Source organism: Brucella sp. RRSP16, assembly GCF_052246815.1.
GTDB lineage: Bacteria > Pseudomonadota > Alphaproteobacteria > Rhizobiales > Rhizobiaceae > Brucella > Brucella intermedia.
Map to the genome: position 1 here is coordinate 1 of NZ_JBQQAM010000028.1, position 15,592 is coordinate 15,592.

The following is a 15,592-nucleotide window of genomic DNA, read 5'->3' on the forward strand; positions in this document are numbered from 1 at the left end:
GGGCAGTAGGGCAGTAGGGCAGTAGGGCAGTAGGGCAGAGAAGGATATGTGCGTTGCGGTCGTCCGCAAGCCAAACATACTCCCCTACTCCCTTATTCCCCTATTCCCTTAACATACTGCCCTATTGCCTTATTGCCTTACTGCCTTTTCATCGAGACCGCCGGCGCGCCATCCGGTCCGAGCGACGCGACCCATTGGCTGATGGCCGCGACATCCTTTTCGCCCAGCATATGATCCGCATCGATGGTGCGGGCGTCGACGCGCGCGCCACCGGAGCGCAGAAGCGCTGAAAGCGCGGGCGCGAAGGGCGAATAGAGCTTGTCATCCTCGCCCGTGATGGTGAGAACGCGCGCCTTGCTCAGATTGGCGGCGGGCGCATTGTCCAGAACCGGCATCGAGCGCATGAGGACAGCGCGCTTCACCAGATCGGGGTGGAGCATCATCGTCGCCGCCAGAAGATTGGCGCCGTTCGAATAGCCCACGAAAGTTGCGTGGGTGAGGTCAAGTTCCTTGTCGTCGGCCAGACGCGTGAGGAAGGTCACGAAGGCATTGGCTTCGAGCTTGATGTCCTTCTGGTCGAACTTTACGGGCGTGATGCGCTTGTACCAGCGCGTGCCGCCATCCTGCATCACGCGGCCACGAATGCCGAGCAGCGTGGCGCGCGGCCAGATTTTGGATGCCATCGGCACGAGGCTGGTTTCATTTCCGCCCGAACCGTGCAGCAGGATCACCAGTTCACTGGAGGCGTTTTCCGGCTTGTAGAAGCGATGGATGAACTGCCTGCTGCGCGAAAAATTCTGTTCCGGCGTCGTTTCCGTATCCATCTTCTTCTCGCGCATTGTCACGCCTTCACCCAGCTTGGGGGCGCCCTGCTCTTCTTTCATCGATGCGGCGATGGCGCTCAGGGCCTTGCCCTGACCATTGGTCGAAACGGGCTGTCCCTCAGCCAGAGCCGAGCCAGCCGCCACCGTGAATGCAGCTGCCGCCAAAGCGGCCATAAACATCTTCTTTACCATGATCTCAACATAGCCAATGAGACGTTAACGAAGGTTTGAAGGCAGCTCTTCCCGGGTGCGTCCCCACCCCTGCCGGCGATAGCGAATTTAGTCCGAAGTCGCTCGTTCGGTTGCGCTAATGTAATGCGGTTAACAGCAGAGTTTTAGCGAGAATATGGCAGAACGCACGAAAAGTTACATCGTGTTACAATTCTGTTACGCATTCACGCGGCTTCAACAATGCGTGACCACCGCGCTGGCCGCAGATTATCCATGCTTTTGACGCCTTTACGTGGAATCATGTCTGCAACTTGAGGGTCAATCATTTTGGAAGTGGGAACGACAATGAGCAGCTTCAAACCGGGGCGTTTTTCATCCGCCCGCCTCACTTATGATGCGGTGACGCCCAAAAGCCTCTATCTCAACCGCCGCTCCTTCATGGTTGGCGCCGGCGCCCTCGCCGCCGCTGGCATTGCCTCTTCGGCTTTTGCCGAACCGCTGAATGCCAAGGCTTCCGCCTATAAGGTGGACGAGAAGCTGACGCCGCAGGATGCCGTCACGACCTACAATAATTTCTACGAGTTCGGCACGGACAAGAGCGACCCTTCCGCCAATTCCGGCAATTACAAGCCGCTGCCCTGGAAGCTCACCATCGACGGCCTCGTCAAGCAGCCGAAGGAATTCGACATTCAGGACCTGATTGCCCGGATGCCGCTTGAAGAGCGCATCTATCGGATGCGCTGCGTCGAAGCGTGGTCGATGGTCATTCCGTGGATCGGATTTCCGCTCGCGAGCCTGCTGGCGCAGGTGGAGCCGCTCGGTTCGGCCAAATACATCGCCTTTACCGGCCTCGTGCGACCGGAGGAAATGCCGGGCCAGACCGGTCTTTTTCAGGTTCTCGACTGGCCCTATATCGAGGGCCTGCGTCTTGACGAGGCCATGCATCCGCTGACCATCCTGTCGGTCGGCCTTTACGGCGAGACATTGCCCAATGCGAACGGCGCGCCGATCCGGCTCGTGGTGCCGTGGAAATACGGCTTCAAGGGGATCAAGGCGATCACCAAAATCAGCTTCGTCGAAAAGCAGCCGCCAACCTCGTGGCAGCAGCAGGCCGCCAACGAATATGGTTTCTACGCCAATGTGAACCCGGAGGTCGACCATCCGCGCTGGAGCCAGGCGACAGAGCGGCGCATCGGCGAAGGCGGTTTTCTGGGCTCGGGCCGACGCCCGACTTTGCCGTTCAACGGCTATGGCGAGGAAGTCGCATCGCTTTATGCGGGCATGGACCTGAAGGTGAATTACTGACATGGCGGCTGCGACCCGGACAGAGCGGAAGAAAACAACCCGGCCCGGTGAATGGAAAATCTGGCTGCTTTACGCGGTCGGTTTCGTCCCGGCTGTCTGGACCTTCTATCTGGGCGCAAGCGGCAATCTCGGCGCCGATCCGGTCAAGACCTTTGAACACACGCTCGGTCTGTGGGCGCTGCGCTTTCTCATTCTCACCCTCATGGTCACGCCGATCCGCGACCTGACCGGCATTGCGCTGCTGCGCTACCGCCGGGCGCTGGGTCTCCTCGCCTTCTATTATGCGCTGATGCACTTCGCCACCTACATGCTGCTGGATCAGGGCCTGAACATCTCCGCCATCGTCACCGATATCGTGCGGCGGCCCTTCATCACCATCGGCATGATCAGCCTTGTGCTGCTGGTGCCGCTCGCGCTGACTTCCAACAACTGGTCGATCCGCAAGCTCGGGCGGCGCTGGAACAGCCTGCACAAGCTGGTCTATGTGGCAATCGCGGGCGGCGCGATCCATTTCATCATGTCGGTGAAAAGCTGGCCCGCCGAACCGGTCATCTATGCCGGGATCGTCGGCGCGCTGCTGCTGTGGCGTCTGGTGCGTCCGCACGCCCGAAACCGCAAGCCTGTTTCCCGCCCGCGCGGCGAAGCAATCGCGGCAAAGAAATAAGCCGCCAGCGAGAGCCTTTTTGCAAGAATTCTAATATAGAATCTAAATTTCGTGTTCCCACACTTACCCCCATGACATGACGATGCAAATCATGTCAGTATCGCCGCGATTTCCGCACACGGAATAGTTCCCGGCGGCGGCAACTGACGAATACGGAATGCATATGTCTTCTCTCCTGAAATCGGCTCCCGTCCGCATCGCAGGCAAATTCGTCTTCATTCTATTCACCCTTGTCTTTGCGATCTGGGCCAGCTTCGCCATGTGGTTCCAGCTGCCCTTCGGCGATGCCATGCGCGGCTCCGTCATCGCCATCTGGCTTCTGATCGCCCTTGCGGTGATTATAGGCGAAAGACATTACAGCTGCTGGCGCAGGCGGCTCTTCTTCTGCCTTCTTGCGCTGGCGATGCTGGCGGCCTGGTCCACGGTGCGCCCGTCCCTCAACCGCATCTGGGCGCCCGATGTTGCCCGCACGGTGACCGGGCAGGTCAATGGCGATCTCGTCACCCTTTCCAATGTCCGCGATTTCATCTGGCGGACGACGGAGGATTTCACGCCCAACTGGAAGGAAGAAACCTACGACCTCAGCAAGATCACATCGGTCGACGTCTTTCTTTCCTACTGGTCGAGCCCGGCTATCGCCCACACACTTTTGTCGTTCGGCTTCGAGGATGGCCGCCATGTGGTGTTTTCAGGCGAAATCCGCCGCGAGCATCACGAGGTCTTTTCCGCCATTGCCGGGTTCTTCCGCCAGTTCGAGCTGGCGATGATCGCTGCCGAAGAACGCGACATCATTTATCTGCGCACCAATGTCCGCAAGGAAAACGTCTATCGCTATCGCGTCAACCTGCCGCCCGCAGGCGCACGCGAACTCTTCCTCTCCTATGTCACGCTGGGCAATCAACTGGCCGAGCAGCCGAAATTCTACAATACGCTGACCGCGAACTGCACCACGATCATCTTCCACATGGCGCGGGTGCTGGACCCGAACTTCCCCTTCGATTACCGCATTCTTCTGTCAGGCTTCCTGCCCGGTTATCTGTACGATCACGGCTGGCTGGAGAATGGCGGCACGTTGGAGGAACTGCGCCAGCGCGCATCGATCGATGCAAGGGCGCTCGCAGGCGGACGCGACGGCTTTTCGGAGCGCATACGCGAATAGGGAATTTCCGGCAAAAGTGCGAAGGGTCTGGGCGGCACTGCCGACGGGAACCGCTCATGAAAAACCCCGCCGAAGCCGTAACTTCGACGGGGTAATCTTTTATGGGCCAGATTACACCGCGGCGGTGATGATGATCTCGACCTTGTAGTCAGGCGTTGCCAGAGCTGCCTCGCCGGTGGCGCGTGCAGGCGTGTGAGCCGGATCGACCCATGCATCCCAGACGGCGTTCATTTCGGCAAAGTCCTTCATGTCGGCGAGCCAGATGATGGCCTGAAGAATCTTGGTCTTGTCGGAGCCCGCTTCCTTGAGAAGACGGTCCACCTCGGCCAGAACGGCCTTGGTCTGGTCTGTGACGCTGGCGCCAGGATTTCCCACCTGACCGGCGAGATAAACGGTGTTGCCGTGAATGACGGCCTGGCTCATGCGCGGGCCGACTCCGATGCGACGGATGCTCATGGTGGACTCCTCTCGATACTGCTCTTCCGCGGGCATGGCCCGCATGTGAAAATGTTGCGTATCCTTATTAAAGCCCTGATCCGCTTTGGCAATGCCTGTTTGAAACCTGCCACACGTTTCAAAAAGAAAGAGACGCCGAGAAACTAGGCTCCACCCCAGAAAGTTGTAGATGGCGATTTAATGCACCTAGAAAAGAAATTTGAGACATGGCATAAACTTGCTCTGAGATTCGGCATGGATGTCGGCGGCGGGTTTGACCAGCGCGTTCGATGTGAAGTGTGGCGTGGAGACGGTGGCGCAGGTCAACGTCGAAAGCGCGCAGAATGGGCGGGAACGTACCTCTGCAATCGTCAGACCCGACCGTACCGATGAAGCTAAACTAGCCGTAACCTTATCCTTCAAGGGGACCTGTTCGACGGCTAGACCCATTAATTTCACGGGCCGGGCGGCTCCGCGGCGCGCAAAAGCAGCGCCCTTGCCAGGCAGCCCAAAAAGGCTAAGCTGAGGTGAAGGAGGCATTGCTTATGAGCGCAGCATGCAAAAACGTGCCAATTCGGCACGGGCCGGGGCATTTCGGCGCCGCATAGCGGGCTGGGCCTTCGGATTGACGTTCGCATGGATGTCGGCGGCGGGTTTGACCAGCGCGTTCGATGTGAAGTGTGGCGTGGAGACGGTGGCGCAGGTCAACGTCGAAAGCGCGCAGAATGGGCGGGAACGTACCTCTGCAATCGTCAGCGCCTGTCGGACGGGTGGGGTGAACGAACAGGGCCTTCAAGACACATGTCTTCTTCTCGTTTAATGCGTATTGTACAAAGTAAAACGGCGCTCGAAAAAGCTTGGCGCGTTATCAGAGAAAATGCACAAACTTCAACTTCGGACAAGGTTAGGGCTGAAGTTCAAAAGTTTGCAGAAGATGCAACAAAAAATATAAATGCGCTATCGACAAAACTCTCGCGTAAAACCTTTCAGTTTCCCAAATCTTCTGGCATTCCCATCGCAAAACAAAATGCCGATGGAACTAAAAGCAAAACAAAAATTCGTCCGATTGTTTTGTCCCCACTACCAGCTCGCATCGTACAGCGAACGATCCTCGACGCCTTAAGTACGGTCCCAGAGCTGCGATTTTTTGCCGAAAATGCCTATAGCTTTGGCGGGATTCGCAAGAAACAAGATGGATTAGCGGCCGTCCCCGCAGCAGTCGAAGCGGTTCTCAAGGCTATTGGCAACGGGGCTACGCATGTTGCTTTCGCTGACATCAGAGCGTTCTTTACGATGATCCCGAAACCGATTGTTACAAAGATCGTAGCCGACGCAACCGCAGACCCTGAATTTATGGTTCTGTTCGAGAGCGCCATTCGTGTAGAACTTGAGAACATGGCGGAGTTAAAAGAGAAAGCTAAAAACTTTCCGATAGAAGAAATTGGCGTTGCACAAGGAAACTCATTGTCTCCCTTGCTGGGAAACCTATTGTTGCACGATTTTGATGCGAAAATGAACAGTGGTGACTGCACTTGTATTCGTTATATTGATGACTTTATCATTCTCGCACCATCCGCAGCAGCTGCTAAAGCACGAATGAAGCGGGCTATCCAAATTCTATCCGGCTTCGATATGTCACTCTCAGAAGAAAAATCTACGCGAGAGCCAATTGCAGTGACTGAAAAGTTCGATTTTCTCGGAATTGAATTTAACAACGGCTTATTACGCCCCTCTCGGAAGGCGATTTTAAAACTTGAAAGCAATGTGAAATCGAGATTTGAGCAGAGCTTGAAAGGTATGCTCAATACCAAAACCGGCACCCCGATTCCGAAGCAACATTCTCTGATTGCAACACTTAACCGCGTGGATGGCATCATAAGAGGATGGGGCAAGCATTATCAATTCTGCAATGATATCCATTTACTGCAGAGGGTTGATGAAAAAATTCAATTACTTATTCGACAATTTTTGGGTGCTTATAGGGATATAAAGAATAAGCGCGACGCAAATGACGCTGCTAGTTTACTTGGTATTGATGAGTTGAAGCACCAACAGCGCAAGCCATTGGATTGGCCGAAAAAGCACCAAAGTGTTCAAGCATTAGGGGAATGGGATAGCGTTTCCAATGTTCCCGAAACGTAATGGCCTCGCTCCCATGCACACTTCGCACATTGACTCTTTCCCGCCCTCACCCTATAAGCCGCGTCACGTTCGCCCGCGCGGTTTTACGGATGGTTTTGTGCTGTCCATCGCAAGGGAAAGAACCAGCTCCTGTTCAATAGAGCATGACCCCGAAAGTGAATAACGGTTTCGGACAAGGTCATGTTCAACGGAAAAACAGAATCAAGAAGGGCCGCACACCGCGGTATTAAATAAATGAAGCGCACTTACCAGCCATCCAAGATCGTCCGCAAGCGTCGTCACGGTTTCCGTGCACGCATGGCAACCACCGGCGGCCGCAAGGTTCTCGCCGCTCGCCGTTCGCGCGGCCGTAAGCGGCTTTCCGCTTAATCTTTTCCCGCGCTGTCGCGCGGTGACTAAAGAAATGAACAAGCCGAAACAAATACTCCGCCTTCGCAAGAGAGCGGAGTTTTTGGCTTTGAGGAATGGTGAAAAGCGACGTGGTCCACTGTTTCTTCTTGAAGTCCGGGAACGGACCGAAGAGGAATCGCAAGCCGCCAGGATCGGCGACAAACCCCGTGCAGGTTTCACCGTAACGAAGAAGAACGGCAACGCCGTGATACGAAACCGCATCCGCCGCAGGCTCAGAGAAGCGGTTCGTTGTCACGCAGGGCGTGACATGGCGCCTTCGACCGACTATGTGATCGTAGCGCGCGAGCAAGCCCTCACTGCGCCCTTTTCGCGACTGACCGAAGAACTCTCCCGCCGCATCAAGGCGAAGGGTGAACGGCGGGGCGATGGGAAACGCCGAACGGAAAGACCGGAATCAGGACCCGTCAATGGAAAATAATCGTAATTTCTTCATCACCATTGCCCTGTCCATCCTCGTGCTGACGCTGTGGCAAGTGTTTTATCTGGGTCCGAAATCGGAAGCCCAGCGGGAGCAGGCACGCATTGAGGAGCAGCAGCAGCAAAAACAACAGGCGACGCAGCAGCAGGCGCAAGGTGGTCAGAACGGCGACACGCCGCAGATGCCCGCCGCCTCCGGGAACGTTCCCGGTCACAGCGATGTCGCAGCCGGCGGCGGCACGCTGACCCGCGAGGCAGCCGTTGCCCAGACGCAGCGCATCGAAATCGACACGCCTTCGCTGCGCGGTTCGATCAACCTGACCGGCGCCCGCCTCGACGACATCTTCCTGAAGAACTATCACGAGACCGTCGACAACAATTCGCCGAACATCGAACTGCTCGCGCCGTCGCCGCTGCAGCAGGGCTATTTCGTCGAACTGGGCTTCACCGGCAACGAGACCACCGGTCCCGTTCCCGGACCGAACACGGTCTGGACCGTGGAAGGCAACAACAGGCTGACGCAGACGACGCCCGTTACGCTGACCTATACCAACGAGAAGAACATCACCTTCAAGCGCATCATCTCGGTCGACGAATCCTACATGTTCTCGGTCGAGGACACGATCGTGAACAATTCCGGTGCGCCGATCTCGCTTGCTTCCTATGGCCGCGTGACCCGCTTCAACCAGCCAGAACATGCCAGCGCCACCTATGTGCTGCATGAGGGCCTGATTGGCGTCATGGGTCAGGACGGCCTGCAGGAAATCAAATATTCCAAGATCGAGGACAACAAGGACATCTCGTTCAAGGATGTCCAGGGCGGCTGGCTCGGCATCACCGACAAGTACTGGGCGGCGACGCTCATTCCGCCGCAGGACGAAAAGTTCACCGGCCGTTTCTCGCATTTCACCAATGACCGTCCGCGCTATCAGGCCGATTTCCTCGGCGCGCCGATGACCATTGCGCCGGGCCAGACCCAGACGGTGAAGAACCACGTCTTCGCAGGCGCGAAAGTGGTTTCCCTCATCAAGAATTACGAGGAAACGCTCGGCATCAAGCAGTTTGAACTGCTGATCGACTGGGGCTGGTTCTACTTCATCACCAAGCCGATGTTCTATCTCATCGACTGGATCTACAAGTTCTCCGGCAATTTCGGCGTCGCCATTCTGGTCGTCACCGTTCTGCTGAAGGGCCTGTTCTTCCCGCTTGCCAACAAGTCGTACAAGTCGATGGCGCGCATGAAGCTGGTGCAGCCGAAGCTCACTGAAATCCGCGAGAAATATGCGGACGACAAGATGCGGCAGCAGCAGGAGATGATGAAGCTCTACAAGGAAGAGAAGATCAATCCTCTGGCCGGTTGCTGGCCGGTGCTGGTGCAGATTCCGGTGTTCTTCGCACTTTACAAGGTGCTCTACGTCACCATCGAAATGCGCCACGCGCCGTTCTTCGGCTGGATCCAGGACCTTGCAGCGCCCGATCCGACCTCGCTCTTCAACCTGTTCGGCCTGCTGCCTTTCGCCGTGCCGCACTTCCTGATGATCGGCGTCTGGCCGCTTCTGATGGGCATCACCATGTTCCTTCAGATGCGGATGAACCCGACGCCTCCGGACCCGACGCAGGCTGCCATCTTCACCTGGATGCCGGTGATCTTCACCTTCATGCTGGCTTCGTTCCCGGCTGGTCTGGTGATCTACTGGGCATGGAACAACCTGCTCTCCATCACCCAGCAGGGCATCATCATGAAGCGTCAGGGCGTGAAGATCGAGCTCTTCGACAATCTCAAGAGCCTCTTCAAGCGAAAGCCGAAAGAGGCGAAGAAATAGACTTGAAAGAACCCCGCTTCGGCGGGGTTTTTTGTACCCTCATGTTGACAATGCGGCCCATAACATTGATGCGTGTACGCAAGAGAACACACCGACCGGGACAGAACCATTGAGCGAGCAGGATAAGAAGCAGGCGGCGATCAGGGCCGCTCAGGCAGCGGCGGATGCAGTCCGGGAAGCCCAGGCGGCACTTGTCGAGGAAGGACGCCTGCTTTTCAAGAAATCATGGATTTTCATCCGTGGCGTGCCGTCGATGAAATTCCTGCCGCCGGAAGGCCCGGTGGAGATCGCCTTTGCGGGCCGCTCCAATGTCGGCAAGTCGTCGCTGATCAATGCGCTCGTCAACAAGAAGGGCCTTGCGCGCACATCCAACACGCCGGGCCGCACGCAGGAACTGAACTATTTCGTGCCGGATGGCTATTCGGGCGAAACTGGCGACCTGCCGCCGCTGGCTCTGGTCGACATGCCGGGTTACGGTTTCGCCGAAGCGCCGAAAGCACAGGTCGATGCCTGGACGCGCCTTGTGTTCGATTACCTGCGCGGACGCACCACGCTGAAGCGCGTCTATGTGCTGATCGACGCCCGGCATGGCATCAAGAAGAACGATGCGGAAGTGCTCAACCTTCTCGACAAGGCGGCGGTGTCCTACCAGATCGTGCTGACCAAGATCGACAAGATCAAGCCTGCGGGCGTGCCGCGCCTGCTGGAAGAAACGCACAAGCTCACCTACAAGCGCGCAGCCTGCTTCCCGGGCATCATCGCCACATCATCGGAAAAGGGTGTGGGTCTCGACGAACTGCGAGCGGCAATCGCGCTGCTCATCAAGGAAGCCTGATAGTCAGCCCGGGCAGCCTGCAGGCTGCCCGTCCAGCCCTTCATTGAGGCGCTCGAAACGGGCGCTTGAGTGCCCCTCGCTGCGCTGGATATGCAGCACATAGATGCTGTTGAAATCATCGCCACGCCATTTGGGCACCGCAGCTTTATCTCCGCCATTCTCCTGCAGAAGATTCCGGGCCAGCTTGTAGAGCTGCTTGTGCTCCCAGCCGATCAGTATCGTGGCACTGGCATATTGCGGCTGTTCAAGTGCGGCTTGCAGCTTTTCGATCTCGTCATAACCGAAGCGCGTATCGACCGGCATTTCAAAGCGGATCGCCGTCGGCTCCACCGTCGCCAGCGGGCGGATATAGGCGTAGGAAACGCCGCCATCCATCTTCTCCTTTGCGGGATTGGGCGCGAAAATGGCGTCCGGCTTGCCAAAATCCCTTGCGATGACGGCGGGCAGCTTCAGGGAACGGTTAAGGCCCCGGCAGCTCAACTGCCCCAAGCCGCCTTCCGGCTTCTCGCCATGGCGGACAAGGATGATCGTCTCGGTGGTTTGCGGGGGCGCGGCATGGGACGCGGTTGCACCAACCAGGGATGCGAGGGCGGTAAGGAAAAACTTGCGCATGAAACCGTTCTCAAAAAAATCATTCGGTTCAAAAAATCCCGCCAGGCTTTCTATTCGACAGGTTTCCGGCTGCAAATTCAAATAATCGCGAAGGGTGAAGCGAAAAATACGCTGCAGCCGATTCCAATTGCCACAAAACCAGTCTAGAAAAACCTGTTTCTCCCTGCCCTGTCGCCTGCCATGGAGCCCGCGATGACGACACTTGAAAATCCCGAAATGCAAGCGCAACTCCTGTCCGCAGCCCTGCCCTATATGCAGCGCTACGAGAACAAGCATGTCGTCGTGAAATATGGCGGCCACGCCATGGGCAATCCGGAGCTGGGCAAGGCTTTCGCACGGGATATCGCGCTTTTGAAGCAGTCGGGCGTAAACCCGATCGTCGTACATGGCGGCGGCCCGCAGATTCAGGCCATGCTGACCAAGCTCGGCATCGAATCCCGCTTCGAAGGCGGCCTGCGCGTCACCGATGAAAAGACCGTCGAGATCGTGGAAATGGTTCTGGCCGGTTCCATCAACAAGGAGATCGTCGCGCTCATCAACGCCGAAGGCGAATGGGCCATCGGGCTTTGCGGCAAGGACGGCAACATGGTCTTTGCGCGGAAGGCGCACAAGACCGTCATCGACCCGGATTCCAATATCGAGAAAGTGCTGGACCTCGGCTTCGTCGGCGAACCGGCGGAAGTGGACCGCACCCTGCTCGACCTTCTGGCCCGCTCGGAAATGATCCCGGTCATTGCGCCGGTGGCGCCGGGCCGCGACGGCCACACCTACAACATCAACGCCGACACTTTTGCAGGCGCGATTGCCGGTGCGCTGGCCGCAACGCGCCTCCTGTTCCTGACCGATGTTCCGGGCGTGCTGGACAAGGACAAGAACCTCATCAAGGAACTGTCGGTTGCCGATGCGCAGGCGCTCATCAAGGACGGCACGATTTCCGGCGGCATGATCCCCAAGGTGGAAACCTGCATCGACGCCATCCGCCGCGGCGTGGAAGGCGTCGTCATCCTTAACGGCAAGACCCCGCATTCCGTGCTGCTTGAGCTTTTCACCGAGCACGGTGCCGGCACGCTGATCGTGCCATAAGGAAAGACCATGACCGATATTCCGGACAGAGCTGCCTTCGCCCACGTCACGGACTGGGTGTTCGACCTCGACAATACGCTCTACCCGCACGCCGCCAATCTGTTTTCGCAGATCGACGTGAAGATGACGAGCTATGTCGAGGCGCTGCTCAATCTGCCGCGCGACGAGGCGCGCAAGATTCAAAAGCAGTTCTATCTGGAATATGGCACCACGCTGAAAGGCCTGATGGAGTGCCATCAGATCGACCCGGACGACTTTCTGCAAAAGGTTCATGACATCGACTATACGTGGCTGAAGCCCGATCCGGCTCTGGGCGAGGCCATCAAGGCGCTGCCGGGCCGTCGCTTCATCTTCACCAATGGGGATCGCGGCCATGCCGAACGCGCGGCGCGCCAGCTCGGAATCCTCGATGATTTCGACGATATCTTCGACATCGTGGCGGCTGGGCTGACGCCGAAACCGGAACGGGTCACCTATGACCGTTTCCTCGGCTCCTTCGGCATCGATGCGGACAAGGCCGTGATGTTCGAGGATCTGGCGCGCAATCTGGTCGTCCCCAAAGCGCTTGGCATGAAAACCGTGCTGGTGGTGCCGAACAATTTTGAGCCTACTTTTTCCGAAATATGGGAAAGCGATCCCGAGTTCACCGATCAGGTGGACTATGTGACCGACAACCTGACCCGGTTTCTGGAAGAAATCGTTGCGCCAAGATAGGCATTTCACCGGCCTCGAAAAATGGCTGGACGCGGCAGCGCATCGTGTTCTCGATGCCCTGCCCCGCCATCCCGTCTCCGACGCCCTGATCGAATTTCTGGTTTTCGGGCTGAAACAGGCATGGGCCTGCCTTTTCGGCGGCGCCATGCTGGCGCTCATCATCATCACCCGCTGGTTCTGGCCGGATGGCGGCGCGGCGTTCGTCACCCGCTATGATTTCCTGTTCCTCGCCGCGCTTGCGATCCAGCTCGCCATGCTGGTCTTCAAGCTGGAAGCGTGGGAGGAGGCCAAGGTCATCCTCATCTTCCATGTGGTCGGCACAGCGATGGAGGTGTTCAAGACCCATGCCGGTTCATGGGTCTATCCGGAGGAAAATTTCTTCCGCATCGGCGGCGTGCCGCTCTTTTCCGGCTTCATGTATGCGGCTGTCGGCTCCTATATGGCCCGCATCAACCGCATTTTCGATATCAGGCTGAACCACTATCCACCGCTCTGGATGACCGTGGTTCTGGCTGCGGCGATCTACATCAATTTCTTCGCCCACCACTTTATCCAGGACATGCGCTGGCTGCTGTTTGCCGCGACCTTCGCGCTTTTCTGGCGCACCTCCATGCATTATCGCGTCTTCCGCTTCCGGCACAAGATGCCGCTGCTGATCGCCTTCCTGCTGACCTCGCTCTTCATCTGGATTGCCGAAAACATCGGCACATGGTCGAGGGCCTGGCTTTACCCCAACCAGCGCAACGGCTGGGAGTTCGTTTCAATGAGCAAGCTCGGCTCGTGGTATCTGCTGATGATCATCTCGGTGGTGCTGGTGACGCTCGTTCACCGTCCTCGTCCCTATCGAGCAGAAGATGAGCTGCAAAAAGAAACGCCCGAATAGATGCGCGTACAAACAAAGAGACAGAGCGGTCCCAATGACTCCGTTTTAACCGGAACCGCTCTGGCCGGGCGCATCGCACAGAATATCCGGGACGATCAGAGCTTGTAGAAATCCCTGATCTGCCCCCAGGCTTCGTCGGCGGTTTCCACGAAATTGAGCAGTTCGATATCGGCGGGCGAAATCGTGCCCTGCTCGGCCAGAAACTCGATATTGATCGCCTTGGTCCAGAACTCCTTGCCGAACAGGATCAGCGGCAGGCGCTCCATCCGGTTGGTCTGGATCAGCGTCATCGCCTCGAAAAGCTCGTCCATCGTGCCGAAACCGCCGGGGAAGACGCAGATCGCCTTGGCGCGCATGAGGAAGTGCATCTTGCGGATCGCGAAATAATGGAAATTGAAGCAGAGGTCGGGCGTGACATAGGCGTTTGGCGCCTGTTCATGCGGCAGCACGATGTTGAGCCCGATGGTCGGCGCGCGACATCGGCAGCACCGCGATTGCCCGCTTCCATGACGCCGGGGCCGCCGCCCGTCACCACGATGAACTCGCGATAATAGGTGGTGGCGGAATATTCCGAGCAAAGCCGCGCGAATTTGCGCGCTTCCTCGTAATATTGCGCGTTGGCTTCGAGGTTCTTCTTCTGAACCTCGTTCTTGGCCGCCCAGGCCTCGCCGCCCGGCTCGGGAATGCGCGCGCCGCCGAACATGACCACGGTGGACTTGATGCCACGGTCGGCCAGAATCATTTCCGGCTTCAGCAATTCCAGTTGCAGACGCACCGGGCGCAGGTCGCGCCGGGTCATGAACTCGTCGTCCGTGAATGCAAGGCGATAGGCCGAAGCTTCGGTCTGCGGCGTCTGCGGTACGGTTCGCGCCTGCTTGACAGCTTCCTCTGAATTGGGGAACGGCGTCCAGCCGGACTTCTCCATCGGGTTCATGCTACTCACCTGCTCCTTCATTCCGCCATGCAAAGAATTGAACATTCATTCTGGCGCTAATTGCTTAATCTGTCTCAAACGTGGCGCCGCAATCGGATCACGAACGCGATTGACCCATATGGCGCCATCGCTTAATCAATTTCCCAGCAAACGGGCTGGACCTTTCCCGCCTGCCTTCCGCCGCCCCATTCATGGAGACCGCACCTTATGACCAAGCCAGACCTCGCCTCCCTTGAGAAGACAATCGACAAGGCTTTCGACGAGCGCGACGGCATCAATACGGCAACGCGCGGCGAAGTGCGCGATGCCGTCGAACAATCGCTCATTCTGCTCGACCGCGGTGAAGCCCGTGTCGCAGAAAAACAGGCGGACGGCAACTGGCATGTCAACCAATGGCTGAAGAAAGCGGTTCTGCTCTCTTTCCGCCTCAACCCGATGGAAGTCATCAAGGGCGGCCCCGGCCAGTCGTCATGGTGGGACAAGGTTCCCTCCAAGTTCGACGGATGGACAGCCAATGAATTCGAAAAGGCGGGCTTCCGCGCCGTGCCGAACTGCGTCGTGCGCCACTCGGCCTATATCGCGCCGAATGCTATCCTGATGCCGTCCTTCGTCAATCTCGGCGCCTATGTCGATGAAGGAACGATGGTCGACACCTGGGCGACGGTCGGTTCCTGCGCACAGATCGGCAAGAATGTTCATCTTTCCGGCGGCGTCGGTATCGGCGGCGTGCTGGAGCCGATGCAGGCCGGCCCAACCATCATCGAGGACAATTGTTTCATCGGCGCCCGCTCGGAAGTCGTTGAAGGCTGCATCGTGCGTGAAGGTTCCGTGCTCGGCATGGGCGTCTTCATCGGCAAGTCCACCAAGATCGTGGACCGCGCGACGGGCGAAGTCTTCTACGGCGAAGTGCCGCCCTATTCCGTCGTCGTCGCCGGCACCATGCCGGGCAAGAACGTTCCCGGCGAAAACTGGGGCCCGAGCCTCTATTGCGCGGTCATCGTCAAGCGCGTCGATGAAAAGACCCGCTCCAAGACCTCGATCAACGAATTGCTGCGGGACTAGAGCATTTCCAGCAAAAGTGTGAAACGTCTACGCGGGGAAATCAGTTCACTGGACTGATTTCTTATGCCGCTTCGATGCGTTGGATAATGCGATAAAACAAATAGTTAGAGCGGTTCCG

Annotated in this window: 15 protein-coding genes and 1 pseudogene; 12 read left to right on the forward strand and 4 right to left on the reverse strand. The window is 57.6% G+C overall.

Features of this window, described 5'->3' with window-relative positions:
* Positions 1-137: 137 nt before the first annotated feature.
* Entirely contained in the window at positions 138-1,016 is an 879-nt protein-coding gene (locus tag ACS5UA_RS22310; RefSeq protein WP_006467559.1) for an alpha/beta hydrolase, read from the reverse strand.
* Between the two features lie 324 nt (positions 1,017-1,340).
* Between ACS5UA_RS22310 and msrP the strand changes: the two genes are divergently transcribed.
* The 3 genes from msrP to ACS5UA_RS22325 all read left to right on the forward strand — a co-directional run bounded on the left by msrP (position 1,341) and on the right by ACS5UA_RS22325 (position 4,123).
* Positions 1,341-2,300 (forward strand): protein-methionine-sulfoxide reductase catalytic subunit MsrP, encoded by a 960-nt coding sequence (gene msrP, locus ACS5UA_RS22315; RefSeq protein WP_443101857.1) that lies wholly within the window; start codon positions 1,341-1,343, stop codon positions 2,298-2,300.
* Between the two features lies 1 nt (position 2,301).
* Complete coding sequence (gene msrQ, locus ACS5UA_RS22320; protein WP_006472301.1) at positions 2,302-2,964, forward strand: protein-methionine-sulfoxide reductase heme-binding subunit MsrQ; 663 nt, start codon at positions 2,302-2,304, stop codon at positions 2,962-2,964.
* Positions 2,965-3,121: 157 nt separating this feature from the next.
* Positions 3,122-4,123, forward strand: coding sequence for an Lnb N-terminal periplasmic domain-containing protein (locus ACS5UA_RS22325; RefSeq protein ID WP_063881522.1), 1,002 nt, complete (start codon positions 3,122-3,124; stop codon positions 4,121-4,123).
* A gap of 111 nt (positions 4,124-4,234) precedes the next feature.
* On the opposite strand, the gene ACS5UA_RS22330 is transcribed toward ACS5UA_RS22325, so the two are convergent.
* Positions 4,235-4,579 carry a RidA family protein gene (locus tag ACS5UA_RS22330; protein WP_006472300.1) on the reverse strand — a complete coding sequence of 115 codons (345 nt, stop codon included), beginning with the start codon at positions 4,577-4,579 and terminating at the stop codon, positions 4,235-4,237.
* Positions 4,580-5,194: 615 nt separating this feature from the next.
* Here ACS5UA_RS22330 and ACS5UA_RS22335 point away from each other — a divergent pair.
* From ACS5UA_RS22335 to yihA, 5 genes are all read left to right on the forward strand, one after another.
* A complete protein-coding gene (locus tag ACS5UA_RS22335) occupies positions 5,195-6,700 on the forward strand; it encodes a reverse transcriptase domain-containing protein (protein WP_443101858.1) in 1,506 nt (501 codons plus the stop codon).
* Between the two features lie 234 nt (positions 6,701-6,934).
* The gene (gene rpmH / locus ACS5UA_RS22340; RefSeq protein WP_006467565.1) at positions 6,935-7,069 is read left to right on the forward strand and encodes a 50S ribosomal protein L34; all 135 of its coding nucleotides are present in this window, start codon (positions 6,935-6,937) and stop codon (positions 7,067-7,069) included.
* A 34-nt stretch (positions 7,070-7,103) separates the two neighbouring features.
* Positions 7,104-7,529 carry a ribonuclease P protein component gene (gene rnpA, locus ACS5UA_RS22345; RefSeq protein ID WP_036565519.1) on the forward strand — a complete coding sequence of 142 codons (426 nt, stop codon included), beginning with the start codon at positions 7,104-7,106 and terminating at the stop codon, positions 7,527-7,529.
* A complete protein-coding gene (gene yidC / locus ACS5UA_RS22350) occupies positions 7,519-9,351 on the forward strand; it encodes a membrane protein insertase YidC (RefSeq protein WP_063881524.1) in 1,833 nt (610 codons plus the stop codon). Before rnpA ends, yidC begins: the two co-directional genes overlap by 11 nt.
* Positions 9,352-9,559: 208 nt before the next feature.
* Complete coding sequence (yihA, locus tag ACS5UA_RS22355; RefSeq protein WP_443101861.1) at positions 9,560-10,186, forward strand: ribosome biogenesis GTP-binding protein YihA/YsxC; 627 nt, start codon at positions 9,560-9,562, stop codon at positions 10,184-10,186.
* 3 nt (positions 10,187-10,189) lie between these two features.
* Here yihA and ACS5UA_RS22360 read toward each other — a convergent pair whose 3' ends face one another.
* Positions 10,190-10,798, reverse strand: a complete 609-nt coding sequence (locus ACS5UA_RS22360) for a hypothetical protein (protein ID WP_443101859.1) — start codon at positions 10,796-10,798, stop codon at positions 10,190-10,192.
* A gap of 192 nt (positions 10,799-10,990) precedes the next feature.
* On the opposite strand from ACS5UA_RS22360, the gene argB reads away from it, so the two are divergent.
* From argB to ACS5UA_RS22375, 3 genes are read left to right on the forward strand one after another with little or no spacing between them, the layout of a single operon-like run.
* Positions 10,991-11,881, forward strand: coding sequence for an acetylglutamate kinase (gene argB, locus ACS5UA_RS22365; protein WP_006472297.1), 891 nt, complete (start codon positions 10,991-10,993; stop codon positions 11,879-11,881).
* Between the two features lie 9 nt (positions 11,882-11,890).
* The gene (locus ACS5UA_RS22370) at positions 11,891-12,595 is read left to right on the forward strand and encodes a pyrimidine 5'-nucleotidase (protein WP_183515966.1); all 705 of its coding nucleotides are present in this window, start codon (positions 11,891-11,893) and stop codon (positions 12,593-12,595) included.
* Positions 12,582-13,478, forward strand: coding sequence for a DUF817 domain-containing protein (locus ACS5UA_RS22375; RefSeq protein ID WP_443101860.1), 897 nt, complete (start codon positions 12,582-12,584; stop codon positions 13,476-13,478). Before ACS5UA_RS22370 ends, ACS5UA_RS22375 begins: the two co-directional genes overlap by 14 nt.
* A gap of 95 nt (positions 13,479-13,573) precedes the next feature.
* Here the strand turns inward: ACS5UA_RS22375 and ACS5UA_RS22380 are convergent.
* Positions 13,574-14,412, reverse strand: a pseudogene (locus ACS5UA_RS22380) (LOG family protein).
* Positions 14,413-14,619: 207 nt separating this feature from the next.
* Here ACS5UA_RS22380 and dapD point away from each other — a divergent pair.
* Entirely contained in the window at positions 14,620-15,474 is an 855-nt protein-coding gene (gene dapD, locus ACS5UA_RS22385) for a 2,3,4,5-tetrahydropyridine-2,6-dicarboxylate N-succinyltransferase (protein ID WP_006467573.1), read from the forward strand.
* Positions 15,475-15,592: the final 118 nt, after the last annotated feature.

Bases quoted from the DNA above. Each gene is read 5' to 3' on its own strand.
- yidC (WP_063881524.1), top strand. From the start codon at position 7,519: ATGGAAAATAATCGTAATTTCTTCATCACCATTGCCCTGTCCATCCTC.
- argB (WP_006472297.1), top strand. From the start codon at position 10,991: ATGACGACACTTGAAAATCCCGAAATGCAAGCGCAACTCCTGTCCGCA.
- msrP (WP_443101857.1), top strand. From the start codon at position 1,341: ATGAGCAGCTTCAAACCGGGGCGTTTTTCATCCGCCCGCCTCACTTAT.
- ACS5UA_RS22310 (WP_006467559.1), bottom strand. From the start codon at position 1,016: ATGGTAAAGAAGATGTTTATGGCCGCTTTGGCGGCAGCTGCATTCACG.
- dapD (WP_006467573.1), top strand. From the start codon at position 14,620: ATGACCAAGCCAGACCTCGCCTCCCTTGAGAAGACAATCGACAAGGCT.
- ACS5UA_RS22335 (WP_443101858.1), top strand. From the start codon at position 5,195: ATGGATGTCGGCGGCGGGTTTGACCAGCGCGTTCGATGTGAAGTGTGG.
- rnpA (WP_036565519.1), top strand. From the start codon at position 7,104: ATGAACAAGCCGAAACAAATACTCCGCCTTCGCAAGAGAGCGGAGTTT.
- ACS5UA_RS22325 (WP_063881522.1), top strand. From the start codon at position 3,122: ATGCATATGTCTTCTCTCCTGAAATCGGCTCCCGTCCGCATCGCAGGC.
- msrQ (WP_006472301.1), top strand. From the start codon at position 2,302: ATGGCGGCTGCGACCCGGACAGAGCGGAAGAAAACAACCCGGCCCGGT.
- ACS5UA_RS22330 (WP_006472300.1), bottom strand. From the start codon at position 4,579: ATGAGCATCCGTCGCATCGGAGTCGGCCCGCGCATGAGCCAGGCCGTC.
- rpmH (WP_006467565.1), top strand. From the start codon at position 6,935: ATGAAGCGCACTTACCAGCCATCCAAGATCGTCCGCAAGCGTCGTCAC.
- ACS5UA_RS22370 (WP_183515966.1), top strand. From the start codon at position 11,891: ATGACCGATATTCCGGACAGAGCTGCCTTCGCCCACGTCACGGACTGG.
- ACS5UA_RS22360 (WP_443101859.1), bottom strand. From the start codon at position 10,798: ATGCGCAAGTTTTTCCTTACCGCCCTCGCATCCCTGGTTGGTGCAACC.